Annotated in this window: 22 protein-coding genes; 14 read left to right on the top strand and 8 right to left on the bottom strand. The window is 64.1% G+C overall.

Annotated elements, in window-relative coordinates:
• The first annotated feature begins 281 nt into the window (after window positions 1-281).
• From ACO076_RS08055 to ACO076_RS08030, 6 genes are all read left to right on the top strand, one after another.
• Complete coding sequence (locus ACO076_RS08055; protein WP_421726205.1) at window positions 282-1,439, top strand: mandelate racemase/muconate lactonizing enzyme family protein; 1,158 nt, start codon at window positions 282-284, stop codon at window positions 1,437-1,439.
• Between the two features lie 309 nt (window positions 1,440-1,748).
• Complete coding sequence (locus ACO076_RS08050; RefSeq protein WP_421726204.1) at window positions 1,749-2,798, top strand: ABC transporter ATP-binding protein; 1,050 nt, start codon at window positions 1,749-1,751, stop codon at window positions 2,796-2,798.
• A 45-nt stretch (window positions 2,799-2,843) separates the two neighbouring features.
• Window positions 2,844-4,187: an ABC transporter substrate-binding protein gene (locus ACO076_RS08045; protein ID WP_421726203.1), complete on the top strand. Its 1,344-nt coding sequence runs from the start codon at window positions 2,844-2,846 to the stop codon at window positions 4,185-4,187.
• A 76-nt stretch (window positions 4,188-4,263) separates the two neighbouring features.
• The gene (locus ACO076_RS08040; RefSeq protein WP_421726202.1) at window positions 4,264-5,214 is read left to right on the top strand and encodes a carbohydrate ABC transporter permease; all 951 of its coding nucleotides are present in this window, start codon (window positions 4,264-4,266) and stop codon (window positions 5,212-5,214) included.
• Window positions 5,207-6,118: a carbohydrate ABC transporter permease gene (locus ACO076_RS08035; protein WP_421726201.1), complete on the top strand. Its 912-nt coding sequence runs from the start codon at window positions 5,207-5,209 to the stop codon at window positions 6,116-6,118. The genes ACO076_RS08040 and ACO076_RS08035 overlap by 8 nt, the downstream gene beginning before the upstream one ends.
• Window positions 6,115-7,017, top strand: coding sequence for an NAD(P)-dependent oxidoreductase (locus tag ACO076_RS08030; RefSeq protein WP_421726200.1), 903 nt, complete (start codon window positions 6,115-6,117; stop codon window positions 7,015-7,017). The genes ACO076_RS08035 and ACO076_RS08030 overlap by 4 nt, the downstream gene beginning before the upstream one ends.
• Here the strand turns inward: ACO076_RS08030 and ACO076_RS08025 are convergent.
• Together ACO076_RS08025 and ACO076_RS08020 are read right to left on the bottom strand one after the other, a co-directional pair.
• Window positions 6,984-7,862 carry a 3-keto-5-aminohexanoate cleavage protein gene (locus ACO076_RS08025; protein ID WP_421726199.1) on the bottom strand — a complete coding sequence of 293 codons (879 nt, stop codon included), beginning with the start codon at window positions 7,860-7,862 and terminating at the stop codon, window positions 6,984-6,986. The two genes, ACO076_RS08030 and ACO076_RS08025, sit on opposite strands and share 34 nt — an antisense overlap.
• Window positions 7,859-8,908 (bottom strand): maleylacetate reductase, encoded by a 1,050-nt coding sequence (locus ACO076_RS08020; protein ID WP_421726198.1) that lies wholly within the window; start codon window positions 8,906-8,908, stop codon window positions 7,859-7,861. Before ACO076_RS08020 ends, ACO076_RS08025 begins: the two co-directional genes overlap by 4 nt.
• A 404-nt stretch (window positions 8,909-9,312) precedes the next feature.
• Between ACO076_RS08020 and ACO076_RS08015 the strand changes: the two genes are divergently transcribed.
• The 7 genes from ACO076_RS08015 (at window position 9,313) to ACO076_RS07985 (ending at window position 17,565) form a co-directional block, all read left to right on the top strand.
• The gene (locus ACO076_RS08015; protein ID WP_421726197.1) at window positions 9,313-10,650 is read left to right on the top strand and encodes an extracellular solute-binding protein; all 1,338 of its coding nucleotides are present in this window, start codon (window positions 9,313-9,315) and stop codon (window positions 10,648-10,650) included.
• A 75-nt stretch (window positions 10,651-10,725) separates the two neighbouring features.
• The gene (locus ACO076_RS08010) at window positions 10,726-11,643 is read left to right on the top strand and encodes a carbohydrate ABC transporter permease (RefSeq protein WP_421726196.1); all 918 of its coding nucleotides are present in this window, start codon (window positions 10,726-10,728) and stop codon (window positions 11,641-11,643) included.
• The gene (locus ACO076_RS08005) at window positions 11,643-12,500 is read left to right on the top strand and encodes a carbohydrate ABC transporter permease (RefSeq protein ID WP_421726195.1); all 858 of its coding nucleotides are present in this window, start codon (window positions 11,643-11,645) and stop codon (window positions 12,498-12,500) included. Before ACO076_RS08010 ends, ACO076_RS08005 begins: the two co-directional genes overlap by 1 nt.
• Entirely contained in the window at window positions 12,497-14,029 is a 1,533-nt protein-coding gene (locus tag ACO076_RS08000) for an aldehyde dehydrogenase family protein (RefSeq protein ID WP_421726194.1), read from the top strand. Before ACO076_RS08005 ends, ACO076_RS08000 begins: the two co-directional genes overlap by 4 nt.
• Before the next feature lie 38 nt (window positions 14,030-14,067).
• A complete protein-coding gene (locus tag ACO076_RS07995; RefSeq protein ID WP_421726193.1) occupies window positions 14,068-15,282 on the top strand; it encodes a sialidase family protein in 1,215 nt (404 codons plus the stop codon).
• A complete protein-coding gene (locus ACO076_RS07990; RefSeq protein WP_421726192.1) occupies window positions 15,279-16,451 on the top strand; it encodes an exo-alpha-sialidase in 1,173 nt (390 codons plus the stop codon). Before ACO076_RS07995 ends, ACO076_RS07990 begins: the two co-directional genes overlap by 4 nt.
• Window positions 16,444-17,565 carry an ABC transporter ATP-binding protein gene (locus ACO076_RS07985; protein ID WP_421726191.1) on the top strand — a complete coding sequence of 374 codons (1,122 nt, stop codon included), beginning with the start codon at window positions 16,444-16,446 and terminating at the stop codon, window positions 17,563-17,565. The genes ACO076_RS07990 and ACO076_RS07985 overlap by 8 nt, the downstream gene beginning before the upstream one ends.
• Window positions 17,566-17,574: 9 nt before the next feature.
• Here ACO076_RS07985 and ACO076_RS07980 read toward each other — a convergent pair whose 3' ends face one another.
• The 6 genes from ACO076_RS07980 to ACO076_RS07955 all read right to left on the bottom strand — a co-directional run bounded on the left by ACO076_RS07980 (window position 17,575) and on the right by ACO076_RS07955 (window position 24,110).
• Window positions 17,575-18,777 carry a mandelate racemase/muconate lactonizing enzyme family protein gene (locus tag ACO076_RS07980; RefSeq protein WP_421726190.1) on the bottom strand — a complete coding sequence of 401 codons (1,203 nt, stop codon included), beginning with the start codon at window positions 18,775-18,777 and terminating at the stop codon, window positions 17,575-17,577.
• Between the two features lie 33 nt (window positions 18,778-18,810).
• Entirely contained in the window at window positions 18,811-20,304 is a 1,494-nt protein-coding gene (locus ACO076_RS07975) for an aldehyde dehydrogenase (protein ID WP_421726189.1), read from the bottom strand.
• 50 nt (window positions 20,305-20,354) lie between these two features.
• A complete protein-coding gene (locus ACO076_RS07970) occupies window positions 20,355-21,167 on the bottom strand; it encodes an ABC transporter permease (protein WP_421726188.1) in 813 nt (270 codons plus the stop codon).
• Window positions 21,148-21,975, bottom strand: a complete 828-nt coding sequence (locus ACO076_RS07965) for an ABC transporter ATP-binding protein (protein ID WP_421726187.1) — start codon at window positions 21,973-21,975, stop codon at window positions 21,148-21,150. Before ACO076_RS07965 ends, ACO076_RS07970 begins: the two co-directional genes overlap by 20 nt.
• Window positions 21,972-22,982 carry an ABC transporter substrate-binding protein gene (locus tag ACO076_RS07960; RefSeq protein WP_421726186.1) on the bottom strand — a complete coding sequence of 337 codons (1,011 nt, stop codon included), beginning with the start codon at window positions 22,980-22,982 and terminating at the stop codon, window positions 21,972-21,974. Before ACO076_RS07960 ends, ACO076_RS07965 begins: the two co-directional genes overlap by 4 nt.
• Before the next feature lie 120 nt (window positions 22,983-23,102).
• Complete coding sequence (locus ACO076_RS07955; RefSeq protein ID WP_421726185.1) at window positions 23,103-24,110, bottom strand: dihydrodipicolinate synthase family protein; 1,008 nt, start codon at window positions 24,108-24,110, stop codon at window positions 23,103-23,105.
• 212 nt (window positions 24,111-24,322) lie between these two features.
• Here ACO076_RS07955 and ACO076_RS07950 point away from each other — a divergent pair, with 212 nt between their 5' ends.
• Window positions 24,323-25,369 (top strand): GlxA family transcriptional regulator, encoded by a 1,047-nt coding sequence (locus ACO076_RS07950; protein ID WP_421726184.1) that lies wholly within the window; start codon window positions 24,323-24,325, stop codon window positions 25,367-25,369.
• The last annotated feature ends 23 nt before the right edge of the window (window positions 25,370-25,392 follow it).

Here is a 25,392-nt window from a genome sequence, read left to right as displayed (position 1 = left end):
GGTCTGTATCCTCCCATCGATCGGTTCGCCTCCACGCGAACCTGTTTCGAATTCTCGCGATGCCGACTTCGGAACCCTCAGCAATGCGCGAACCGATCGGTGCATTGACGCGGGCCCAGGCCGGCCAATCGGCCGACGAAAGCGCCGGGAACCTCTGAGATCGCGCCGAAACCGCGTTTCCTCCGGGTCACCGACCACTTTTCGTGGATTATTGGCCTGACCAATTGTATGCACAGACCAAGTGACCAATGCAACGGTCTTTGTCGTGCCGACAACGTTCGGTGACGGAGATCAAGGAAAACCGGGAGGACGGCACGATGAAGATCACGGGTATGGAGCCCTACGTCCTCCGTTGGCCGGAGCCCAACGACGCCGACCATGACCGCATGACGGTCCTGCTGCGGGTCGACACCGACGCCGGCGTCAGCGGCTGGGGCGAGGCGATCGCCATGTGGCCGGAAGCTTGCGCTGCCACGACAGCGATCATCACCGACGGGCTCGCGCCACTACTCGCCGGCGCCGACACGCGGGACACGACGGCCTGCTGGCAAATGATGAAGGCGCATACTTGGTGGTACGGCGAGGGCGGCATCGCCACACTGGCGCTATCCGCTATCGATATGGCGTTGTGGGACATCGCCGCCAAAGACGCCGGCAAGCCGCTCTACGCTTTCCTCGGCGGTGCCGTTCACCCGACTCTGCCGGCCTGCGCCAGCCTCCACGTCAACCATCCCACCATCGGCGATTCAGTCGCGGCGATTGCCGGCTACATCGATGAGGGGTTCCGATCGGCCAAGCTGGGGCTCGGCAAGCGCGGCGCCTCCCGCGCCGGTCGCGATCCCGAATACGACGTTGCTCTCGTCGAAGCGCTGCGCGAGGCGATCGGTCCGGAGCCCGACATCATGGTCGACGCCGGCAACGGCACCCGTTGGGACCTGGAGACAGCCATCGGCACCACGCGACGAATGGAGGCCTTCGACATCAAATGGATGGAGGAGCCGCTGCATCCGAGCGACATCGCCGGGCATCAGGCGTTCAAGGCCGGCGTGCGCATCCTCGTCGCCGCCGGCGAGCGGGAATGGGGGCTGGCCGGCTACCAGCGCTGGATCGACAGCGGCGCTGTCGACGTGTTCGGCATCGATCCGGCCCGCGCTGAGGGGATCACCGGCTTCCGCCAGATCGCTGCCGCGGTCGAGGACGCCGGCAGAATCGTCAACGCCCACGCCTGGAGTACTGCGGTGCTCACCGCGGCGAGCCTCCATCTTTCGGTGGCGACACGGGCCGCCATTCTCTTCGAACTGAAACCGATTCCGGGCCCAATGCAGTTCGAACTTGTCGACGAGCCGATCTGGCACGAGGACGGCCTTATCGCCGCGCCAGACCGTCCCGGCCATGGCGCCGAACCGCGGCCAACCGTGCTCGAACGCTATCGGATCTAGTCACGATCGCCTCGTTCGACCCTCCCGAACGCTATCCAACATTGCCCATACGAAATACCCCGAGACTGCGGGACACCATGTTGCTCGCGCCCGCACCGCCAGTCGACATCTTGACGAATAAAGTTATGCATGCATTATTTCACCAACGGTCGCCATGAGGGAATGCCGCACCATGAGTGTCGGTGTCTCCCCGAGAACGATAACAGCGAGCGCCGACACGGGAGGGATGATCGTCGACCGGGCCTATGCAGAGCCGTATGCACGCCGAGCCGCGATCATGCGGGTCACCGGAAAGACGATAAGGATCGGATGGCATCTGTAGACATCATCGACGTCACCAAGTCGTTCGGCTCCGTCGAGGTCCTCCACGGTGTCAATGTGCCGATCGCCGATACGGAGTTCGTCGTTCTGGTCGGTCCGTCCGGTTGTGGTAAGTCGACGCTGCTCAGGATGCTCGCCGGTCTGGAAAACATCACGTCGGGAGAAATCTGCATCAACGGCCAGGTGGTCAACAACGTCCATCCGAAAGAGCGCGACATCGCCATGGTGTTCCAGAACTATGCGCTCTATCCCCACGTGACCGTCGCCGAGAACTTGGGCTTCTCGCTGATGCTCCGGCGCACCGACAAGGCAATCATCGCGCAGCGTGTCACCGAAGCGGCGAAGATTCTCGGCCTTGAAAATCTCCTTGATCGCTACCCGCGCCAGCTCTCAGGCGGCCAGCGCCAGCGCGTCGCCATGGGGCGCGCCATCGTCCGCGACCCGCAGGTGTTCCTGTTCGACGAGCCGCTTTCCAATCTTGACGCCAAGCTGCGCGTCCAGATGCGCACCGAGATCAAGGAACTCCACCAGCGGCTCGGGACGACGACGGTTTACGTCACCCACGACCAGATCGAAGCGATGACCATGGCCGACAAGATCGTCGTGATGAACCACGGCGACGTCCGCCAGATGGGCAGCCCACTCACCATCTACGACAACCCGGCCGACTTGTTCGTCGCCGGCTTCATCGGTTCACCGGCGATGAATTTCATCGAGGGCACGCTCGCAGACGGGCACGTGGTCTCTGGCAAGACACGGTTGCCGGTCACGAGCAAGCATTCCGGTCAGGACGGACAGCCCGTCGTCTACGGCATCCGGCCCGAGCAGATAACGGTCGGCGGCGATGGGTTCGATGCGGAAGTTATCGTGGTCGAGCCGACCGGCCCCGAGACCCTGTTGTTCGCGCAACTGGCTGACCGGGAGGTGGTCGCCGTGATGCGCGATCGCTCCGATCCGCGCCCGGGCGAAACGGTGAAGCTCCAACCCAACCCTGGCGCGGCCATGCTCTTCGATCGGGAAACGGAGCTAAGGCTCTGACGAGAACTCCTCACCAATGCAACGAGAAAATGGAAAGGGAGAAACATGAAGAACCAGAAAATCAGCCGGCGGTCGGTTTTGAAGGGCACGGCAGCCATCGCGGCCACGGGCGCCGCCATGACGTTCGGCGATCGCCTGAACCTCGCCCGCGCCTGGGCCGCGGACTCGCCATTCCAGCCCGAAGAGGGCGCGTCGCTCAACATGACCCGGTGGAAGCGGTTCGTGCAGTCGGAAGACGACGCGTTTCGCGAAATCATCGCGGCCTTCGGTCAGGCGACCGGATGCAACATCACGGTAACCGAGGAAGGCTTCGACGACGTTCAGCCTAAAGCGTCGGTCGCTGCCAATACCGGCCAGGGTCCGGACATCTTCTGGACGATCTACTCGACGCCTCACCTCTTCCCGGAAAAGGCGCTCGATGTCACCGACGTCTGCGACTATCTCGGCAAGAAATACGGCGGCTGGGCGCCGATCGCCGAGACGTACGGCAAGGCCGGTGACCAATGGATCTGCCTGCCGGTCACCATCTCGGGCAACTACATCAACTACCGGAAATCGTCGATCGTCGCTGCGGGCTTCGAGGAGGTCCCACCGGACACCGACGGCTTCCTCGAGTTAATGAAGGGCCTCAAGGCCAACAATACCCCGGGCGGTTTTGCGCTCGGTCATGCCTCCGGCGACGGCAACGCCTGGACCCACTGGCTGCTGTGGGCGTTCGGCGGGACCCTGGTCGACGAGAACGAAAACGTCGCAATCAACTCGGCCGAGACCCGGGCGGCGCTGGAGTACTGCAAGGAGCTCTACCAGACCTTCGCGCCGGGCACCGTCGCCTGGAATGACGCCTTCAACAACAAGGGCTTCCTGTCCGGCGAGATTCACCTCACCAACAACGGCATCTCGATCTACGCAGCCGCTCAGCGGAACGCCGCCGAGGGCGACGAGTTGGCCGCCCAGATCGCGGAGGACATGGATCACGCCTTCTACCCGGTCGGCCCGGTGGGTGAGCCGACCGAGTTCCAGGTCTGCTTCCCGGTGATGGGGATGGGCTACACCGAGTTCCCGCAAGCGGTGAAGGCGTTCTTCGCGTACTGGATGGAGGCCGATCAGTACAACAAATGGATCGAGGGATCCGTCGGCTACATGACCCATACCCTCAACGCCTATGACGACAATCCGGTGTGGACCGAGGACCCGAAGCGTCTCGTGTTCCGCGATGCACCGAAGCGGACGTTGTGGGCCGGCTACAAGGGCCAGATCGGCGAAAACGCTGCCGCTGCCCTCGCCGACTTCGTCGTCGTCGACATGTTCGCCAACTACTGCACTGATCGCGAAACGGTCGACGGGGCGATCTCGATCGCCGAGCGACAGGCGAAGCGCATCTATCGCTAGGACCAATCAAATCGGTGGCGCCGGGTTCGTCGCGGCGCTACCGTTCTGGTGACGATCACTGCCGCGGCACACGGTAATGACCCAAGTCGTCAACTCTGCCCGACCGATCGCCCCCGAGGCGACGCTGTGGAGGCGGGTGAAGTCCAACCGGAATTGGTTGGGCTTCTGGTTCATGCTGCCGGCGATGGCGTTCCTGTTGCTGTTCCTCGCATACCCGCTGGTGCTCGGCATCTACATGAGCTTCACCGATGTCCGCATCGGCCGCGAAGGCGAGTTCATCGGGCTGGAAAACTATGCATGGCTTTGGGACGACCCGGTCTTCTGGCTGTCGGTCTTCAACACGCTGCTCTACACGACGGTCGCCAGCGTCTTCAAATTCGTGATCGGCCTTTATCTCGCCCTGCTGCTCAATCGCCATTTGCCCTTCAAGGCGATGATCCGGGCGGTCGTCCTGATTCCCTTCATCGTGCCGACCGTGCTGTCGGCGATCGCGTTCTGGTGGATCTACGATCCGCAGTTTTCGATCATCTCCTGGACCCTCAAGCAGTTCGGGCTGATCACCGAGAACATCAATTTCCTCGGCGATCCGTGGAACGCGCGGTGGTCGGTGATCTTCGCCAACATCTGGCGCGGCGTTCCCTTCGTCGCGATTACGTTGCTTGCCGGCCTGCAGACGGTTCCGCCGTCGCTCTACGAAGCGGCCACGCTGGACGGCGCGTCGCAATGGCAGATGTTCCGCAAGATCACCTACCCGCTGCTGACGCCGATCATCGCCGTGGTGATGACCTTCTCGGTCTTGTTCACGTTCACCGATTTCCAGCTCATCTGGGTGCTGACCCGCGGCGGCCCCGTTAACGCCACCCACCTCATGGCGACACTGAGCTATCAGTGGGGCATCCTTGGCGGCAAGCTCGGCGAGGGTGCCGCCGTGGCAACGGCGATGGTGCCGTTCCTGCTCGCCTGCATCCTGATCTCATTCTTCGGCCTCCAGCGCCGCAAGTGGCAGCACGGTGGTCGCGATGACTGACAGCCCGACCTTAGCAAGCCGCCGATCCGCCGCGGCGGTCGAAGATACGTCGGAGGGGATGAGCTATCTCGAGACTTTGCCGCGGCGGCTGGTGACGGTCTGGCTGCCGCTGACGATCATCCTCTTCGTCCTGCTGTTTCCGTTCTATTGGATGGCGCTTACTTCGGTGAAGCCGGACGCAGAGCTCCTCAACCTCGACTCGGCAAGCCCCTTCTGGACGACATCCCCGACGCTCAAGCACTACTACGCGCTGCTGTTCGAGACCGCGTATCCGCGCTGGCTGTGGAACACCATGTTCATCGCGATCTCGGCGACGATCCTCTCGCTGGTTTCCAGCGTGTTCGCCGCGTATGCGATCGCCCGGCTGCGCTACAAGGGCTCGCAGACCGTAGGCGGGCTGATCTTCCTCGCCTACCTGGTGCCGCCATCGATCCTGTTCATCCCGCTGTCGTCGGTGGTTTTCCAATACGGGCTGTTCGATACGCCGTTCGCGCTGATCCTGACCTACCCCACCATCCTGATCCCGTTCACTACCTGGCTGCTGATGGGGTATTTCCGCAGCATCCCCTTCGAGCTTGAGGAGTGCGCGCTGATCGACGGCGCCAGCCGTTGGCAGATCCTGACCAAGATCATTGTCCCGTTGTCTATTCCCGGCCTGATTTCGGCGTTCATCTTCGCCTTCACTCTCTGCTGGAACGAGTACATCTACGCGCTGACGTTTCTGTCGTCCGCCGACCAGAAGACGGTACCGGTGGCGATCGTCACGTCCTTCACCGACGGCGATGCCTATCGTTGGGGCTCAATCATGGCCGGGGCACTGTTCGGCTCGCTGCCGCTGGTGATCCTCTACGCCTTCTTCGTCGAGCATTACGTCTCGGCCATGACCGGGGCGGTCAAGGAATGAACCAACGAGTCGGCTATGTCGGCCTCGGAGCGATGGGCGCGCCGATGCTGGCACGCCTCGCTCGACACGCCGGCCAGGACGCCGTGTTCGGGTTCGATATCGATCCGGCGGTCCGCGATCGCGTCTGCGGTGACGCCGGCGCGACGCCGTGCGCATCGCTCACCGAGATCGCCGAAGCGGTCGACGTGCTGTTCTCCTGCGTCCCCAATGACGAGGTATTGCGTGCGGTCTATCTCGGTGAGGGTGGCGTTGCGGCCAACACGCGACGCGGCGGCGTGACCGTCGACTGCTCGACGGTCAGCCCCAAAACCACTCGCGACGTGCACAAGCGGCTTACCGAACTCGGCGTTCAGCACCTCGACGCCTCGATGCTCGGATCGGTGCGGCAGGCGAATGAAGGCACCATCAGTTTCGTGGTCGGCGGCGATGCCGGTGCGCTCAACCGGGTGCGCCCGCTTCTGGAGATACTCGGCGGGATGACCGTTCACTGCGGCGGCAGCGGCGCCGGCAATACGATGAAGCTCCTCCATCAAACCCTTGTCGCCAGTCACGCGGTCGCTGTCGGCGAAGCGATCGCGCTCTGCGAACAGGTCGGCGCCGACGCCGACATCTTCTACGACATCGTCACCAAAGGCACCGGTCTGGCCACCTCGCGCTATTTCGAGCAGCGGGTCCCCCGCATTCGATCCGGCGAGTTTTCTCCGCTCTTCATGCTCAAGCTGATGGCCAAGGACGCGCGGCTCGCCCGCGCCATGGTCGAATCGGACACCGACACCGGCGCGGTATTGCCGTCGCTGGACGCCGTGATCGCCGCCCTGACCGAAGCCGAAGCGCTAGGCTGGGGCGACGAGGATTTTTCAGCCGCCTACAAGGTCGCGGAGAAACGACTGAGGTCGTGACGTTGGTCGAGACCGAGCAGCGCCCGCGCCTCGGCCGGCGTTGCCGGGCGGCGACCATGTTCCGGGCAGAGCTCGACGACCCGCTGGACGAGCGCCGCGTTCGACGGCGCCAGCGTGTCGCGATCGAGCCGGATGTTGTCTTCGAGACCCGTCCGGCAATGACCGCCGCGCTCCAGGCTCCAGCGATTGAGGGTGATCTGATCACGGCCGATCCCGGCGCCGGTCCAGGTGGCACCGGGCAACAACCGCTCGGTCGTATCGACAAGGAAGTCGAAGATCGTCCGATCGGCGGGCAGCGCGTTGCGCACGCCCATGACGAACTGAATGTGCACGGGAGCGCTTAGGCCCCCGTCGGCGACCATCGCAGCAGCCTGGGTGATGTGGCTCAGGTCGAACGCTTCGATTTCCGGCTTGATGCCATAACGCCTCATCTCGCCGGCCAGCCAATCCACCAGGTCCGGCGGGTTCTCGTAGACGCGGGTCGGGAAGTTGTTGGACCCGACGGACAGCGACGCCATGTCGGGCTTGAGCGGGAGCATGCCGCCCCGCGCTTTGCCCGCACCAGATCGCCCGCCGGTGGAGAACTGGACGATCATGCCGGGGCAATGCCGCCGCAACCCCTCCAGCAACACGGCAAACCGCTCGGGGTCGGACGATGGCGACTCGTCGTCGTTCCTCACATGGCAATGTGCCAGCGTGGCGCCGGTTTCGAAGGCCGCATGAGTCGATTCCACTTGTTCCGCGACACTGATCGGGACGGCCGGGTTGTCGGCCTTGCGCGGAAGCGACCCGGTGATTGCTACCGTGATGATGCAGGCGTCGGACCCGGACCCTTCCTTGGTCACGGCGCGGCACCCTCATAGGCTGCCTGCAACATCGCCCTGACGTCATCGCGCGTTACCGGACGTGGATTGTAGTAGGGCTTCTCGACGGCCAGGTCCGCCGCTCGGTCGAGGTCGGCGGGCATGAGGCCGAACGCTTGGAGGTCCTCGTATCGACCCACCTGAAGCGAGAGCGCCCGCAATGCCGCCGGCGCATCGTCGGCGGCGAGCGCATCGCCGATCCGGGCCATCGCCTTCGGCGCCGCCTCGCGATTGTAGGCAGCCGCGTAGGGCAGCATGAGACAGTGGATGTCGGCATGGGCGAGATCGAACGTCCCGCCGAGGACGTGACAAATCTTGTGGTGCAGCGCCATACCGGCGGTAGCCAGACACACGCCCGCGAGCCACGCACCGCAAAGGGTGTCGGCACGTGCCTCATTGTCGTTGGATGTCAGCGCCTTCGGGAGACTGCGGGCCAGGCGGCGGATCGCCTCCTCCGCCATCATCGATGTGATCGGATTGGCCTCTTCCGCGTACAGCGCCTCAACGGCGTGGGCGATGGCGTTCACGCCGGACGGTCCGGCGACGCTTGGTGGTAGACCGCGTGTCAGATCGGGATCGTAGATGACGGTCTCGGGAAGTACTTTGGGGCTGGTCAGCGTGGTCTTTTTTCCCGCCTCGGTCTGACCCAGGATCGGTGTGACTTCCGACCCGGCGTAGGTGGTCGGAATGGCGACCTGCGGCAGGTCCGTGCGGTAGGCGAGCGCCTTGCCGAGACCGATGGTCGAGCCGCCCCCGAACGACACGATGCTGTCGGCCCGCTTCTCTCTCAGCACGGCGAGGGCGTGCTCGGTGACGTCGATCGGCGTGTGCATGCGGGCCCCGGCGAACACACCGGCGGCCCGTTCGCCAAGCGTCTCGGCGACAGCCTCGGCCTCCACCGCCCGCCCCGGCGTCGATAGCACCAGCGCGCGCGTGACACCGAGCCGGGCGACCTCGTCGGCAATCTCGGCGACCCGGCCCGCTCCGAAAACCACCCGTGACGGCAAGGTGCTGTAGACGAACCGCATTGCCCTCACCGAGCTCCGATACGAAGGCACGAGGGCATTGTGTTCATGAGATCAACAAGCGTATTGGCCTCCGCTCGTGCAGCGACGACGTGACTTCCAAACGCGTACTTGCGAGCAGTCCGACGTTTTGGCTGCAAATGCATATAATGTGTCTCTTTCTGTCAATTTGACGTTGGACTCCGGCGCCATCATGAGACTGCGCCAACAGTTGGCGATGAACAACTCAATCGACGGATTTCGGTGGCCGGGGGCACCCCCGGGAGCGTGACGCGCGACTCAGCGTGCTCTCTAGACGTGCCCGAAAAAGAATCCGAACGGGACCGGACCCGTCCGAGGAAGCGCCGGCAAGGCGCGTCAATCGCCGACCTTCGCGGGGGAAGGCGGTGCCACAGGGAGCAACTGGTATGACCCAACGCAAGCAGAAAAGCGGGAAATCGGTATCGCGACGCACGGTGCTGAAAGGATCGGCGGCCGCAGCGGCAACGCTGGCAACCCCCTATCTCGGCGCCTCCCGCGTCTTCGCCGCCAATCCGGTCGAGATTGTCCACTGGAGCTGGCTCGCGGCCTCGGACGGCGAGGTTTGGGCGCAGATGATCAACAATTTCAATGACGCCCACAAGGACAAGGGCGTCCAGATTCGCATGGAGCTGGTGCCGGAAGAGCAGTATGTCACCAAGGTACTCGCCGCCTCGGCGACCGGCCGCGCCCCCGATTTCGGCTGGGGGACCGCCGGCAAGGGCGCCCAACTCGCCCGCGACGGTGTGACGGTTCCCCTCGACGAGCTCATTCCGCAGGCCGGTCTCGACCTTGCCGACTTCACCGACAGTTCGGTCGCGGCGTCGCGCTATCCCAAGTACGGCGACGCGATGTTCATGATCCCGATGGATCTCATGAGCCTGCAGCCCGAAATCAACCTCGACCATGTCACAGAGGCCGGCCTCACCGCCGACACGCCGCCGAAGACCGGCGACGAGCTGATCGAGTGGGGTAAAGCCATGACCAAGCGGGACGGCGAAACCGTCACCCGCTCGGGCATCCTCATGACCGGGTCCGGCGTCCAGCCGACGGTCACCTGGGGGATCGTAGCGGAGCAGATGGGCTTCCGCCGCGCCAGCGACGACCTGAAGACCGCGGCCGTCAATCCCGAAGCGGGAATCGCGGCGATGGAGTGGGTGCTCGCGCTGTTCGATACCCACAATGTCTCGACCCGCGACGTCACCGATCGCTACAAGGCATTCGGCACTGGCAACGGCTCAATCTTCTGGACCGGTCCGTGGACCCTCAACGGCTATGTCGGCCAGGGCCTCAACTTCATGACCACGCCGTTCCCGAAGATCGGTGACGTCCAGAAGACCTATTTCGAGATGGGCGGGCTGGAACTCTACACCCAGCAGGATCCCGGCCGTCACACGGCGACCCTCGAAGCGATCAAGTGGCTGTCGGACAACAGTTTCCTGTGGACAACGGTCGGCCGTGGCGCTTCACCGCGCAAGTCGATCCTCGACCGCCCCGACTACAAGACGTCGGGGCACCCGTGGCTGGTCCGTGGTGCTTTCGTCGAGGGCATGGAATTCGCCACAATTCCGGAAGTGCCGGTCGTCGCCGGCCCCGAATTCACGATCTACTCAGGCGGCAACTTCCTCGCCCGCACACTGGAGGGTGTGTGGGCCGGCAACAAGCCGCCGGAGCAGGCAATGAGCGAATTACAGGAACGCTGGCAGGAAGGCCTCGACGAAGGCTGAGCTGACCAGCGTCCGGACGCCTGGCCGGATTGACCGCGATCCGGCCAAGCAGTCCTTGGAACGCGGGCTGAACACGTGACCGTCGCAGGCGTATTGACGCGTGAGCAGGCCGCCGGCCGCAGGCTCCCCGGCGAACCGAAACCGATCGACTGGATCGGTTACGTGTTCGTTGCGTTTTTTGCGCTGCCCTTCCTGATCTTCAACATCCTCCCGGTCTTTTTCGGCGCCTATGTCGCCTTCACCGAGTGGAGCATCATCGGCGCACCGAAGTGGGTCGGCACCGAGAATTTCGAGGACGCCTTCGCCGACGAATGGGTGTGGGTCGCGTTCCGCAATGTGCTCTTCTATGGACTGATCATCGTTCCGGGCGTCACCATCCTCGGCCTCGCCTTCGCTCTGTTCGTCAACAAGGGCTATCCGCTCTCCGGCCTGGCGCGGACCATGTTCTTCGCGCCGAACGTGGTCTCGGCGACGGTTATCGGGCTGGTCTGGGTGTGGCTGCTCGATACCCAGTACGGTCTCGTCAACAATTACCTCGGCGTCTTCGGCATCGGGCCGATCCCGTGGCTGACGTCGACCTCGTGGGCGCTGACCGGCGTTTCGATCGCGTCGATCTGGTGGGACCTCGGCCTCGCCTTCGTGCTGATCCTCGCCGCGCTCCAGGACATTCCCCGCGACCTCCAGGAGGCCGCCCGCATCGACGGCGCCAACGCCTTCAACCGGCTGCGCTTTGTCATCCTGCCGCATCTGCGGCCGGTGCTGTCGATGGTGATCACGCTGCAGCTGATCTCGACGTTGCGGATCTTCAGCCAGGTCTATGTCATGACCAATGGCGGGCCGGCGGGCGCGTCGTCCTCGCCCATTCACTACATCTACACGGTCGCTATCGTCCGCAATCTCTACGGCTACGCCTCGGCACTGGCGATCGTCCTGTTCGTCGTCATCCTCGGCGTCACCATCGTGCAGCGTTTCCTGATCCGGGAGACGAACTGATGCGCGCCTGGTTGGAACGCCGCAACATGACCTGGGGCGACGTGCCGGTTTGGCTGATCGGCATGATCGTCGCACTCGCCTGGGCGGCGCCGTTCATCTGGATGGTGTCGACATCGTTCAAGTTCCCGTCCGATGTCCTGACCGAGTCGATCGAGTGGTTACCCACCCGGCCGACCATCGAGAACTACGTAAAAATCTTCACCGGCTTTCCGGTGCTGCGCTGGCTTGCCAACAGCGTCATCCAGGCGACGGTGTCGACAACACTGTGTGTTTTCTTCGGCGCCATGGCCGGCTTCGCGCTGGCGCGCTTCCAGTTCCCGGGGCGCGGCATCATCTTCATGGTGTTCCTCGCCTCGCTGATGATCCCGGTCGAGGTATCGGTCATCCCGATGCTCCTCGCTTTCATCAAGGTCGGCTGGGCGAGCACCTATCAGGCACTGATCCTGCCGACCATTGCCAACGTGTTCTCCGTCTACATCTTCCGGCAGTTCTTCCTGACCTTCCCGAAAGAGCTGGAGGAAGCCGCCCGCCTCGACGGTGCAAAACCGTTCTGGCTGTTCCTGCTGGTGGCGCTGCCGCTCGCCCGCGCGCCGATGATCGCCGCGGCGGTGATCGTCTTCACCCTCAACTGGAACAACTTCTTGTGGCCGCTGCTCGTCACCTTCGACGAGAGCATGAAGACGATGCCGGTGGGCATCGCCTCGTTCGCGCCGGTGGTCGGCACCCACACTCAGCTCGAAGGCTATTCCGTCGCGATGGCGGGGGTCACCGTGCTGTCGATCCCCAGCCTGCTCCTCTTCTTCTTCCTCCAGAAATACTTCATCCAAGGAATCTCCCAAGGGGGCCTCAAGCAATGACCGTTCAATCGCCGCCCCCGATCCTCGACCGTCTGGCCGAGCTTGGCACCGGCGGCCCACCGCCAAGCATCGACTCGATCTGGATCGACGGAACGGCGCGCCCGGCGGACGGTGGCCAGACACTGGTTGTCGAGGACCCGAGCACCGAGTCGGTTCTTGCGAACGTGTCGCGTGGCGGCGCGGCCGACGTCGATGCAGCCGCCAAATCCGCCCGTGCCGCTCTCGATGGTTCGTGGGCGACGATCACCCCGCAGGCGCGCGGCAACCTGCTCCTCGCGCTCGCCCAACTGATCGACGACAACGCTGACCGCCTCGCTCGCCTCGAAACCCTCGACGTCGGCAAGCCATTGTCGCAGGCGCGCAGTGACATGGCCGGTGCCGCGGCGACACTGCGCTACAACGCCGGCGCCGCCGACAAGCTCGAGGGCATCTCGGTTCCCCTCGGACCGGATTTCGTCGACTTCACCGAGCTCGAACCGCTGGGCGTCACCGCCCACATCATGCCCTGGAACTACCCGCTCGGCATGGCGATGCGCTCGCTCGCACCGGCACTCGCCGCCGGCTGCACCGCGATCCTCAAGCCGGCGGAGCAGACGCCGTTGACGACATTGGTGCTCGCCGAGTTGGCCGTCCAGGCCGGCATACCGGCCGGTGTGGTCAATGTGGTCACCGGTCTTGGCGAAGAAGCTGGCGCCGCGTTAACCGAGCACCCGTCGGTGGCCGGCGTCACCTTCACCGGCTCGGTCGAAACCGGGCGGCGGGTCGGCGCGGCGGCCGGCGGCGCGTTGAAGCCCGCTGTGCTCGAACTCGGCGGCAAGAACCCGATGATCGTTTTCGACGATGCCGATCTCGAGCGGGCGGTAGAATCCGCCATCGACGGCGCCTTCGACAACTGCGGTCAGGTCTGCTCGTCCGTTTCCCGCCTCCTGCTCCACGCTCGCATCCGCGCGCCGTTTCTCGAGCGCTTCGTCGAGCGAGCCAGCGCGCGGCGCGTCGCGGCCGGTCTCGACGATGCCGATCTCGGGCCGCTGGTCTCTGCCGCGCAACACGACAAGGTCATCGGCCATATCGAGTCGGCCATCCGCGACGGGGCCCGCCTCTGCCTTGGTGGCGGGCGACCGGCCGGCATGGACAAGGGCCACTTCATCGCGCCCACCGTGTTCGACGAGGTCAATCCTTCGAGCCCGATCGCGCGCGAGGAGACCTTCGGGCCGGTGGTCACCGCTTTCGGTTTCTCCGACGAAGCCGAAGCTCTCGCCCTCGCCAACGGCCTCCCCTACGGGCTGGTCGCCGGTATCCACACCGCCGACATTGACCGCGCCCTCCGGTTCGCGCGCGGCCTTGCCGCCGGTTCGGTCTGGATCAACGGCTGGTTCATCGGCGGTGTCCAGGCGCCGACCGGAGGCATCAAGGACAGCGGCTTCGGACGCGAGCGCGGCCTCGCCGGCATTCACAACTACCTGAGCATCAAGAACATCGGCGTGCAGTTTCATCGCCAGGCAAACGCCGGCGACGACGCAAGCGCCTGATCAATCCGCAACCAGAACCCGCAGACACCAGGACAGCCATGTCAGCCATTACCGACATCACCCACCACGACATCTACCGCCATCCGACCCGCTGCGTGAACCAGATCGCAGCGCGTCGGTTGAAGAATGGCGACATCGTTGCGGTCTTCAATGAGGAACGGTTTCCGTTTCATCACGACAGCGGCCAGACGCTGATGACGCGCTCGACCGATGGTGGGGTTACGTGGTCGGAGCCGAAGATCATCCTTCCGTGGACCGATACGACCGGCAACTGGGACTGCGGCATCTGCGAGCTCGACGATGGATCGCTGATCGTCAACCTGACCATCACCGCTTTCTTCAAACGCGGCATCAAGACCGAGCAACCGTCCTGGAGCATGCATCCGTGGACCGAGGAGTGGGGCGACTGGACCTGGGCGTTCAAGACACAAGGATGGCTCGGCACGTTCGTGCTCAAGTCCACCGACGGCGGCGAGACCTGGTCGACGCCGGTGCCCTGCAACGTGCGCCCGTTGAAGCATGGTGGCTGCCGGCTCGGCTGCTGGCAGCTTCCCTCCGGCAGTCTGCTGATGGGGCTCTATGGGCGCATCCACGGATACGGGGAAGAAGGCGAAGGCGAGACGACGCGATCCGCACTGATCCGTTCTGACGACGGCGGTCTAAACTGGGAGTATTATTCGACTCTCGCCTTCGATCCGGCCTCGATCATCGACTACGAGGAACCGGCCCTCTTGCGGCTGAAGGACGGGCGGCTGGTGTGCTTCATGCGCACCCACGTCAATCCGAGCGGCGACGCCAAAAACATGGTGATGACCGTCTCCGAGGACGACGGTTTCTCCTGGTCGACGCCGAAGTGGACCAACATCTGGGGCTACCCGGCGGACATGATCGCGCTCGACGATGGTCGCTACCTGATGGTCTATGGCTACCGTCGCCCGCCCTACGGCGTGCGCGGCATCATCTCCGACGATGGGATCAGTTGGGACGTTGCCGACGAGTTCACAGTTCGCGAGGGCGGCATTCCGGTCGGCGCCGAAGGCGGTAAGCCCTCATCCAGCCTCGGCGGGGATTCCGGCGCCGGCGGTCACCGGGGCGGAGGTGTCCATGCCGACAATCCCGGGCTGTTCCAGCACATCGGCTACCCGACCGTCGTTCAGGCGAGCGATGGCACCATCGCTTGCTGCTATCACGAATGGACGGACGGCGAGACCCCGCTCCAGTTCCTACAGTGCACGCGGTTCCGGGTGTCATGACCGCCGCCCTCCAGATCGACCGCGAGGACGACCTCGATCACGGGGTGGTTCACAGCGATCCGGATTGCTATTCGGCCCACCCGCATCTGGCCGTTGCCGCTGATGGGACGTGGCTCCTGGTGTTTACCCAGGCGCCACGCCGGCCGGTCGTTCTGCATCCGCCGCTCGACCCGGCGTTTCGCAATATGATGATGCGGTCCGACGACGAGGGACGGACCTGGTCGGCGCCTGAGCCGGTCCCCGATGCGGGCTGGACCGGCGTCGAATGTTCCGGCCTGACGCCGCTCCCCGATGGCGGTGTCATCCTCAACCAGTGGCAGTTCGGATGGGTGCATCCTGACACCGATCCGACCGGTCACGAGCATTTCGTCGCGCCCCCGGCGCTTGCCCGCCTGCGCGCGCAGTCGCTGGAATTCATGGGGCTATATCCGAACGATCCGCCGAAAGACTTGCTCGCGCACTTCCCAAAAGCGCGGCGTGGCGGGCAATGCTGGATCCACCGTGCCCCATCCCCCTCGGCGCCGTTCGGGGCATCGGTCGAGATCGATACGTGGCCGTTCAGCGGCGGCTATGGCATGCGTGGCGGCGTGGTCCTCGCTGACGGGACGATCCTGTTGCCGCTTTGCGACGTGCCCCACTACCGCGCGGTGTTCGTCGTGCGATCGACCGACGGCGGACAGACCTGGAGCGCGCCGCAAATCGTGGCCGAGGCCGGCGATCAGGAGTTTGAGGAGCCAGCGCCGGTCCTGCTCCCTGACGGGCGCATCCTGCTGATGTTGCGCGAGAACGCGACACGGCGGCTTCACGCCGTCTGGTCCAACGACGGCGGACGAAGCTGGAGCCCGCCGCTCGACACCGGTATCGCCGAGTACCCGGCCGATATCATCGTGCTCGCCGACGGGCGCCTTGCGATGGCGGCCGGCCGGCGGCATCCGCCGTTCGGTGTGGCGTTGTATCTGTCCGATACCGGCGGGGAACAGTGGGAGGCATCGCTGACGGTCCGCGACGACCTCCCCAATCGCGACCTCGGCTACCCCAGCATCGCGGAACGGGCGAACGGCGATCTCCACGTGGTCTACTATGGTCGCGACACGAGCGGCGCGACATCGATCCTGTCAACGACGGTGCCGCGCGCCTGGCTCGGCACACGGGACAGACACGATGGCTGAGGTCGAACTCACCAACGTCGACAAGCGGTTCGGGTCCGTCGAGGTCATCCATGACGTCAGCCTGTCCATCGCGCATGGCGAACTGGTGGTGTTTGTCGGTCCGTCCGGCTGCGGGAAGTCGACGCTTCTGCGCCTGATTTGCGGGCTGGAGAATCTTTCCGGCGGCGAAGTTCGCATCGATGGGAAGTCGATGCGCGGCGTCGATCCAGCCAAGCGCGAAGTGGCGATGGTGTTCCAGTCCTACGCGCTCTATCCGCACATGACCGTCGCCGACAATATGGGCTTCGCGCTGCGGATGGCGGGGATTGGTAAGGCCAAGCGACGAAAGAGCGTCGAGGAAGCGGCGCGGATTCTTCGGCTCGAAGATCTGCTCGATCGGCTGCCGAAGGAACTCTCCGGCGGACAACGCCAACGCGTCGCCATCGGCCGCGCCATCGTCCGCAATCCGCAGGTGTTTCTCTTCGACGAGCCGTTATCCAACCTCGATGCCGAACTCAGGGTTCAGATGCGGCTGGAGATTCTCAACCTCCATCGCCAGCTGGGCGCGACGATGATCTACGTGACCCACGACCAGGTCGAGGCCATGACTATGGCCGACCGGATCGTCGTTCTGCGCAACGGCGAGGTGGAACAGATCGGCACGCCGCTCGACCTCTACGAGCGCCCCGACAATCGGTTCGTCGCCGGCTTCATCGGCTCGCCGCGCATGAACATGCTGACCGCGATGGTGCGTGACGTGACCGACGGAACCGCGTTGATCGTCCTCGATGGTGGCGACAACAGCGCCCTTCGCGTCGAGGTGGGTGACGCAGGTGTCCGAGCCGGCGACTCCGTGACACTTGGCGTTCGTCCGGAGCACTTTGTCCCCGTGGAAGCCGGCGCCGCAACGGTGAGCGCCGAGGTCGAGTTCGTCGAGCATCTCGGCGGCACATCACTCCTCCACGCGCCGGGGCATCCTGCCGGACCGCTGGTGGTGGAAAGTCGCGACGGGCCGCCGCCATCGGCCGGCCCGCAACGCTTCGGCATCGACCCCGCCAAGACCCATCTGTTTCTGAACGACGGCCGCGCCATTCCGCGCGCGCTCCAACTGGTGCCGGCACCGGCCCACGATTGACGCGTTGCACTACGCGACTTGCCAGTACCTCTCCGGCGGCGGGCCGTAGTCGATCAGCTTGCAGGAATAGACCGCCGTCTCGTCGAACGGATAGCGCGCTTCCATGTCGGGCGTGAGGGTCAGGCCGAGACCCGGCGCCGTCGGTCGCAACAACCGCCCATTCTCGATCCGGCCCTGATCGCCGATCATCTCGGCGCCGAGCGGAAAGGCGAGCATCGGGTACTCGACCAAATCGCCACCCGCGGCGAAGGCGGCATGGTAGCTCGCCATGATCGCCGCCGCGCCACCCCAGGCATGAACCACAACCCGAACGTTCTTCGGGCGGGCCGCGGCGAAGATATCCATCACCGCGCTGATCCCGCCGATCACCGAAGCGTCCGGCTGCACACCATCGTACACGCCGTCCTCGATCCGATCGATCATCTCCTTCGGCGTCGTGATGATCTCGCCACCATAGACCGGGACGTCGATGCGCGCGCGCAACGCCTTGAAGCCTTCGGGGCTGTCCGGCCCGATCGCCTCCTCGAGAAACACCATGCGCTGATCCGTGATGGCGTGCACGGCGTTGACATAGGCAACCACATCGTCGACCGGCTGGGGCGGATCAGCAAGATTCTGGCACATGTCGACGCCAACGCGGATGCCACGCTTGGCGGCTTCGTTCATCACCCAGACGGTGCGATGGATATCGCCCTTGACCGCCCGGATCTTGTAGAGGCCGATACCGAGCGAGGTGAGCAGGCCGAGCTCGCGGATGAACTGCTCCTTGGCATCGCAGCAGCCGCCGCTGCCGTAGATAGGGATCGACTCCGCCTTGGCACCGCCGAGCAAATCGAAGACGGGAACGCCCTTCGACTTAGCCTTGGCGTCCTGCAGCGCGGTCTCGAACGCGCTGATCGCGTGGCGCGCCGCACCCTGCAGCGACCAGTAGTCACAAACGCTGCGCAGGTCACGGACCCGGCGGTCGATGTCGAACGCGTCATGTCCCACGACATAAGGCCGACAGAGATCAACAATCGACCTGAACACCAGCGGGGCGAAGACCGCCATGTACCCCTCGCCGAGACCGGTGACACCGTTGTCCAACGTCACTTCGACCATGCCGATGGTGCGCTTCGGCCCGTTGGGAAAGCACTCCTTGATCTCCGGATCGTCGGCGTCGGCATAGGGCGAGCTGAGGAGGATGCAGCGCACCCGTTCGATGGTCGGCATTGGCAGCTCGTCGTTTAGCTGGAACGGCAGGTGTCAGCCGGCGGTGCCGACGCTGATCCAGATCGTCTTGGTCTGGACATACTGGTCGAGGGCCTCGGCACCGTTGTCGCGGGCCAGCGACCCGGAGCGCTTGTAGCCGCCGAACGGCGTCTTGATGTCTCCTTCGGAGAAGCCGTTCACCGACACCGTTCCGCACGGCAGCCGCCGGGCGAGATGAATGGCGCGGTCGATGTCGCGGGTGAACACGGTGGCATGCAGGCCGTAGTCGGTGTCGCGGGCAATCGCCAGGGCTTCGTCCAGACTGCTCACCGGCAGAACGCCCAGAACCGGACCGAAGATCTCCTCGCGGGCGATCGTCATCTCAGGCTTGAGGCCCGAGAACACGGTCGGCTGGATGAACGTTCCGGGCGCCCCTTCGGCGGAGCCGCCGGTGATCAGCCGACCACCTTCTTCGCCGCCGCGGGCGATGTAGCCCATCACCCTGTCTTGGTGCTCTTTGGTCACCATCGCGCCGATGTCAGTATCCGGGTCGAGCGGATCGCCAACCCGAAACGCGTTGGCGCGGGCGGCAACCCGGTCTGTGAACTCGTCGGCGAGCTTGGCATCGATGAGCTGGCGCATGTTGGCGGAGCAGTTCTGCCCGCCATTCCAGAAGGCCGACATCGCCGCGTGCTCGATCAGGTCGTCATCGAGCGCCGCATCGTCGAGCACAATGAACGGGCTCTTGCCGCCCATTTCCAGCCCGATCACCTTGAGGTTGCTCTCGCCGGCATAACGCAGGAAGTAGCCGCCGACCTCGGTCGATCCGGTGAACGAGACGATGTCGATATCGTCGTGGCGGCCGATCGCCTGGCCGGTGGTTTCGCCATAGCCGGGCAGGACGTTGAGCACGCCCGGTGGGACGCCGGCCTCCGCCGCGAGTTCCGCAAGCCTCAGCGCGGTCAGCGGCGTCTGCTCCGCCGGCTTGACCAGGGTGGAACACCCGGCGGCCAATGCCGGCGCCAGTTTCCAGGCCGCCATCAGCAGCGGGAAGTTCCACGGCAGAACAAGGCCGACCACCCCGGCGGGCTCCTTGACAACTAACGCAAGTGCGTCCTCGCCGGTCGGTGCGACCTTGCCGAATGTCTTGTCGGCGAGTTCCGCGTACCATTGGAAGAAATTCGGCACTTCATTGCCGATCTCGTGGAGACAATCGGTAATCGTCTTGCCGCTGTCGACGCTCTCCAGAACCGCGAGTTCCTCTGCGTGTTGGCGAACCAGGTCGGCCAGGCGCAGCAGGGTCGCCTTGCGCTCCTCGGGTGCGGCCCGCGACCAGGCGCCGTCATCGAAGACGCGACGACCAGCAGCCACCGCACGATCGACGTCGGCGGCACCGCAATGGGCAACGTTGGCGATCACTTCGCCGGTCGCCGGATTGATCGTCTCGAAGGTGTCACCGCTGGCCGCGTCGACGAACGCGCCGTCGATGAACGCCTTGGTCTGCGGCTTCAGCGCCGAGGCAAGGTCGTGGGTGGTGGTCTTGGTCATCGTGGACATCGGGACGAACCTCCAGGAGAAGCGATGAACGGCAAGAAACGTCAGGCCTTGGTGCGGCGCACCGAGATATGCCAGGGGATCAGCAACCGCTCCGCCAGGGTCACCGCGCCGAACAGCGCGAGCCCGAGGGCGGTCAGGAAGAAGATGCCGGCGAACGCGAGATCGGGGCGCATGTTGCCGGTGACGATCTGGATATAGAAGCCGAGCCCTTTGTCGGAGCCGATGAACTCGGCGATGGTCGCGCCGACAGTGGCGTTGATCGCGGCGTATTTGAAACCGACGAAACACTGCGGCATCGCTGCCGGCAGCCGGACCTTGAAGAAGGTGCGCCACCAGCCGGCACCGGTCGAGCGCGAGAACCGGGTCAGTTCCTCACTCAGTGAATTGAAGGCGAGGATCGCGTTCAGCACGATCGGGAAGAAGCACACCAGGACGACGATGATGATCTTCGGCAGGAGGCCGAAACCCAGCCACGAGATGAACAGGGGCGCGAAGGCGATCTTCGGCACCATCTCGAGGCTGACGAAAAACGGATAGATCGTCCGTCGCAGGATCGAGGAAAACGCGATCGCCAGTCCGAGTGGCAAGCCGATCACCACCGAGATCACGTAGCCGATCACTGTCTCAGAGCCGGTGATGTAGGTGTAGTAGATCAGGCGATCGATATCGGCCCAGCCCTTCTCAACGATCAGGCTCGGCGGCGTCAGGATGTAGCGCGGGATATCGAAGAGAACGACCGACCACTCCCACACCAGAAAGAACGCAACGAAGAAGGCCAGGAACATCCACGATCGGCCGATCCAGGCGCTGAGCCGGGACATGAGCGCCGGCGATTCAAATGACACCGTAGCCACGGAAGATCTCCTGAATGGATCGCTCATAGTCGACGAACGCCGACGAGTTCTTGACATCAAAGTCGCGGGGAAACGGCAAGTCGATCGAGATAATCTGATCGATCCGCCCCGGCCGCGGTGTGACCACCGCGATCCGGCTTGAGAGCTGAATAGCTTCCTCGATCGAGTGAGTGACGAAGATGACCGTCGGTTTCTGTTGCATCCACAGGCCCTGCAGGTCGCTGCGGATCGACTCGCGGGTCATGGCGTCGAGCTTGCCGAGCGGTTCATCGAGCAACATGATCTGAGGGTCGTGCACCATCGCCTGACAGAAGGCGGCCCGCTGCTGCATCCCCCCGGATAGTTCATAGGGATGCCTGTCGGCGAAATCCTCCAGATGCACGGACCGCAGCAGCATCGCGATGCGGTCGCGGAAGTTGGCAACGGATAAATTTCGCAGTTCTAGCTGGAGCTCGATGTTACCGCGCACGGTCCGCCATGGCACCAGCGTGTTGTCCTGGAACATGATGCCGATGTCGGTTTGCGGTCCGTCGACCGATCGCCCCTCCATCTCGATCGTCCCCACGGTTGGGGGCAGCAACCCGGCAATCATCAGCATGAGCGTGGACTTACCGCAGCCGGACGGTCCGAGCAGCGACAGAAACTCGCCTTCGGCAATGTCGAGGTCGACAGGCCCGAACGCATGGACCGCATCGGCCCCGGTGCCGAATGTCTTGCTGACACCCCGGAGTGAAATCAGCCCGGACACGACGTCAGCATAGGCGGTTACCGCCGGGACTGAGCCGGCGGTAACCGATAGGATCGTCAATTGACGAAGTCGTTGGTGTAGAAGCCCGCAGGATCGGCGTCCGGGTCGAGATCATTATACTCCTTCATCAGCCCGACCATGTCGGCCCAATCCGACGCGACATTGAGCCCGAGTTGCTTGTCGGCGTTGGCGTTGGAGTAAAGCACGCCCAACGTGACATCGAGCACTGCGCGGGCCTGCTCCTTGCCCTCGTCCTCGGCCATCGTCCCACCGACGATATCGGCCATGGCGTTCACCGCCGCGTTGGGGTCCGCCTCCGCCGCAGCATAAGACTTGATCGTCGCGTCGACGAATCGTTTCACCAGATCCGGGTTTTCGGCAACCGTATCCGTGTGAGTCGAGATGCAATAACCGACCTGGTTCACGCCATAGTCGGAATAGGGGAAGGTGACCGGGTCATCACCGCCATTCGCCCTGATCTCGGCCGGCTTGTCGTCGAGACCGCCGAGGATACCGACCGCCCCGCCCGAACCCTGCAGATAGCTCGACACCAGCGCGCCGTCCGGCACGTTGGTGAGGTTGACATCGTCTTCACTCAAGCCGGCATTGGCGAGCACGATCGGGAAGAAGGTGTTGACGCCGGCATTGGCGGTCGTCAGCAGCGTCTTTCCCTTTAGGTCGTCGATCGAGTTCACGCCGGAGTCCGGCCGGACGATGATCGCCTCGGTGCCCATGGCGTCAATCACCGCGACGGAGACCAGCGGCGCACCTTGCGATGCGAGCGAAACCATCGCCCCGCATGAGCCATATGCGAAATCGCTGTCGCCATTGGCGACCAGGCGGTGGGCGGAACTGGACCCGTTGCCGGAGCGGATATCGAGGTCGATGCCCGCATCGTCGTAGACGCCGCTGTCCTTGCCGAGGGCAAAACCGGCGTGCGAACCGTAGTACATCCAATTTAACCGAAGTCGGACATCGTCTTCCGCGGATGCGCTGCCGGCGACGGCGATGACGGCGACTGCCGCCGCTCCCGCGACCAGATGTCTGGCGTATTTCACGTAGGTCATGTTTGCTTCTCCCTTTTTGCAAACCGGGCGAACCGGCCCCATTCGGTCAGCCTTGTGCCTCGCTCGTCGTGCCGGCGTTCCACGGATAATGTGGCGTCGAGCCGACACGACCGGTAAGTCTCATGCTCGGCCGGAGCCCTGCGCCGACCGCAATTCCAGCGTCGCATCGGCGACAATCCGCGGCGCACCAATCGCCTTCATCATGGCAAGCGTCTTCGCGCGGTAGCGTTCTCGAATGTCCTGGGTCGGTGGCCGACAGCGGCTGCTTGGCAAGCCGACGAGTTCCATGCACAGCTTGTCGAGATAGCCGTCGCCGCTGGTGAAATCCTGCTCGATCTCGACCCAGAGCTTGTAGAACGGCATCGCTTCATCGACGAGCATGCGGCCGATTTCAGCGTAGTTGGCGGCGCGCACCTGATCGACCAGACGCATGCCCCACTCCGGCCAGAAATTGCAGTTGTGGACCTCGAAGGCGCGGGCGCCGAGTGCGGGCATCGCGCTGAAGGCAAAGAACAGGTTGTTGTCGATGATCGTGAACCGGTCGGAGAAGTGCGAGGTCATGTCCTCGAACTCCATCGCGTCGGTTCGCGGTGTCGCCCATTTCAGGCCGACGACGCTCGGAATCTCGGCCAACCGCTGGGCCATGTCGAAGGACAGGTTCGAGCTGGTCCAGAACGTGTTGTAGACGATGATACCGATGTCCGGTTCTGCCTCAGCCGCCGCACGGACGAAGGCTTCGAAGTCGCCCTCGGTGTGGGTGAAGTAGAAGGGACAGGACACCTGGATGAACTTGACGCCGATCTCGCGGGCGGCGCGCGCCAGACGCTGAAGCTCGAACGTGCTGGTGGTCTGCGCGCCCATTGCGACCGGCACGCGGCCGGCAACTTCGTCGACCACGATCGAGGCAACGGCGACGCGTTCGTCAAAGGTCATCGTCGAGAAGTCGCCGGCGGCGCCGGCGGCGAGAAACGTCGCGTAGTCGCCGGAAAGCCCGGCATCGATCAGGAAGCGGAGATGGGTTCTGAGCGCGTCTTCGTCGACCGGCAGGCCGGGCTCATCGCGAAACGGCGTCGGAATGGTGACGTAGCACCCCTCGAGCTCGGATTTCAGCCTCTCGCTATCCACCATTCACCTCACCCGATCCGGCACGAACTAACCCTCCCGCCGCAAAACGGCGGGTCCGAGCCGCGCGAAACGCGGGACCGGTTATCCTGATTGTTGCTTGCCGCTGACCGGCTTCGACCGTTCAGCACGATCCTATTGTCGCGCCGGCCGAACGGCAGGAATTGACCCGAAAGGCCATATTATTTACGCCTTTGGCCAGTTTGGTCGGAAAGCCGATGTCCGAACCCCAGACCAATCCACCGTCACCCTGCCCGCGCTTCAACTTGATCGTTGAGCCGGAATTTCCGCTGAACGCGCTGATCCTGGCGAGCGACGCGTTGCGGATCGCCAACCAGAACTCCGGGCGCCGGCTGTTCGACTGGTCGTTCGTTTCCTTCAGCGGCGAGCCGGTACGGGCAAGCAACGGCATGTGGTTCGGGGTCGACCACGCCATTGACGCCATGCCATCGGCGGATGTCTATCTCCTGTTCGAAGGCAACCTTCCGACACAGCACACATCGCGCGCGCTGCTCGGCCACCTCAGAACGGCCGCGCGCTTCGGGGCGATGATCGGCGGCGTCGACACGGGCGCCTTCGCCCTCGCCCAAGCCGGCATCATCGGCACCGAGGACGATCCCGAATTGGCACTGCATTGGGAGGCCGTGCCGACCTTCCAGGAACGGTTCCCCAACACGGAACTCAAGGACCAGATCTACCTGATCGCCAACAACCGCGCGCACTGCGCCGGCGGTGTTGCGACCCTCGACATGATGCTGGACCTGATTGCGCGGTTCAACGGTCAGGCGCTCGCCAACGAAATCGCCAACGCCCTGATCCACACCCGTCGTGACCCGGAAACGAAGCAGCGCGGCGACGGCCTGTCGGAGGTCGAGGTCAATGCTCTCCCCCTTCGGCTGGTGCGGCTGATGGAACAGAATCTTGATTTCCCGCTGTCGCTCGCCGAGCTTTCGGCCGAGCTCGGCGTCTCGCAACGCACGCTATCCCGGGTCTGCAAGCGCACGCTCGGCCAGTCGCCGATGCGGCTTTATCTTCACATCCGCCTGCAAGCCGCGCGCAATTTCCTGTTTTACGAGGAGTTCACGATCAAGACCGTCGCCGTCGCCTGCGGCTTCTCGTATCCGGCTGTCTTTTCAAGGGTGTTCAAGCAGCAGTTCGGGCAGACGCCGCGCGAATTCCGGGCCAAGCTCCGCGAAAACCAGAACCTTGCGGTGCGCCCGGAAATTCAAAGATTGATTTCCCGCCCCGCCACATCGGCGACTTAGCCGTCACCTAAGTGGTAGGGTAC

The sequence above is a fragment of the Bauldia sp. genome (genome assembly GCF_965232525.1).
Classification (GTDB): Bacteria; Pseudomonadota; Alphaproteobacteria; order Rhizobiales; family Kaistiaceae; genus Bauldia.
Note: the sequence above shows the minus strand (reverse complement) of the source record. Positions and strands in the feature narration are given on the sequence as shown.

What these genes read in the sequence shown, in the direction of transcription:
- ACO076_RS08050 (WP_421726204.1), top strand. Translation starts at nt 1,749, where the DNA reads ATGGCATCTGTAGACATCATCGACGTCACCAAGTCGTTCGGCTCCGTC.
- ACO076_RS08045 (WP_421726203.1), top strand. Translation starts at nt 2,844, where the DNA reads ATGAAGAACCAGAAAATCAGCCGGCGGTCGGTTTTGAAGGGCACGGCA.
- ACO076_RS08040 (WP_421726202.1), top strand. Translation starts at nt 4,264, where the DNA reads ATGACCCAAGTCGTCAACTCTGCCCGACCGATCGCCCCCGAGGCGACG.
- ACO076_RS08035 (WP_421726201.1), top strand. Translation starts at nt 5,207, where the DNA reads ATGACTGACAGCCCGACCTTAGCAAGCCGCCGATCCGCCGCGGCGGTC.
- ACO076_RS08030 (WP_421726200.1), top strand. Translation starts at nt 6,115, where the DNA reads ATGAACCAACGAGTCGGCTATGTCGGCCTCGGAGCGATGGGCGCGCCG.
- ACO076_RS08020 (WP_421726198.1), bottom strand. Translation starts at nt 8,908, where the DNA reads ATGCGGTTCGTCTACAGCACCTTGCCGTCACGGGTGGTTTTCGGAGCG.
- ACO076_RS08015 (WP_421726197.1), top strand. Translation starts at nt 9,313, where the DNA reads ATGACCCAACGCAAGCAGAAAAGCGGGAAATCGGTATCGCGACGCACG.
- ACO076_RS08005 (WP_421726195.1), top strand. Translation starts at nt 11,643, where the DNA reads ATGCGCGCCTGGTTGGAACGCCGCAACATGACCTGGGGCGACGTGCCG.
- ACO076_RS08000 (WP_421726194.1), top strand. Translation starts at nt 12,497, where the DNA reads ATGACCGTTCAATCGCCGCCCCCGATCCTCGACCGTCTGGCCGAGCTT.
- ACO076_RS07995 (WP_421726193.1), top strand. Translation starts at nt 14,068, where the DNA reads ATGTCAGCCATTACCGACATCACCCACCACGACATCTACCGCCATCCG.
- ACO076_RS07990 (WP_421726192.1), top strand. Translation starts at nt 15,279, where the DNA reads ATGACCGCCGCCCTCCAGATCGACCGCGAGGACGACCTCGATCACGGG.
- ACO076_RS07985 (WP_421726191.1), top strand. Translation starts at nt 16,444, where the DNA reads ATGGCTGAGGTCGAACTCACCAACGTCGACAAGCGGTTCGGGTCCGTC.
- ACO076_RS07980 (WP_421726190.1), bottom strand. Translation starts at nt 18,777, where the DNA reads ATGCCGACCATCGAACGGGTGCGCTGCATCCTCCTCAGCTCGCCCTAT.
- ACO076_RS07975 (WP_421726189.1), bottom strand. Translation starts at nt 20,304, where the DNA reads ATGACCAAGACCACCACCCACGACCTTGCCTCGGCGCTGAAGCCGCAG.
- ACO076_RS07960 (WP_421726186.1), bottom strand. Translation starts at nt 22,982, where the DNA reads ATGACCTACGTGAAATACGCCAGACATCTGGTCGCGGGAGCGGCGGCA.
- ACO076_RS07955 (WP_421726185.1), bottom strand. Translation starts at nt 24,110, where the DNA reads ATGGTGGATAGCGAGAGGCTGAAATCCGAGCTCGAGGGGTGCTACGTC.
- ACO076_RS07950 (WP_421726184.1), top strand. Translation starts at nt 24,323, where the DNA reads ATGTCCGAACCCCAGACCAATCCACCGTCACCCTGCCCGCGCTTCAAC.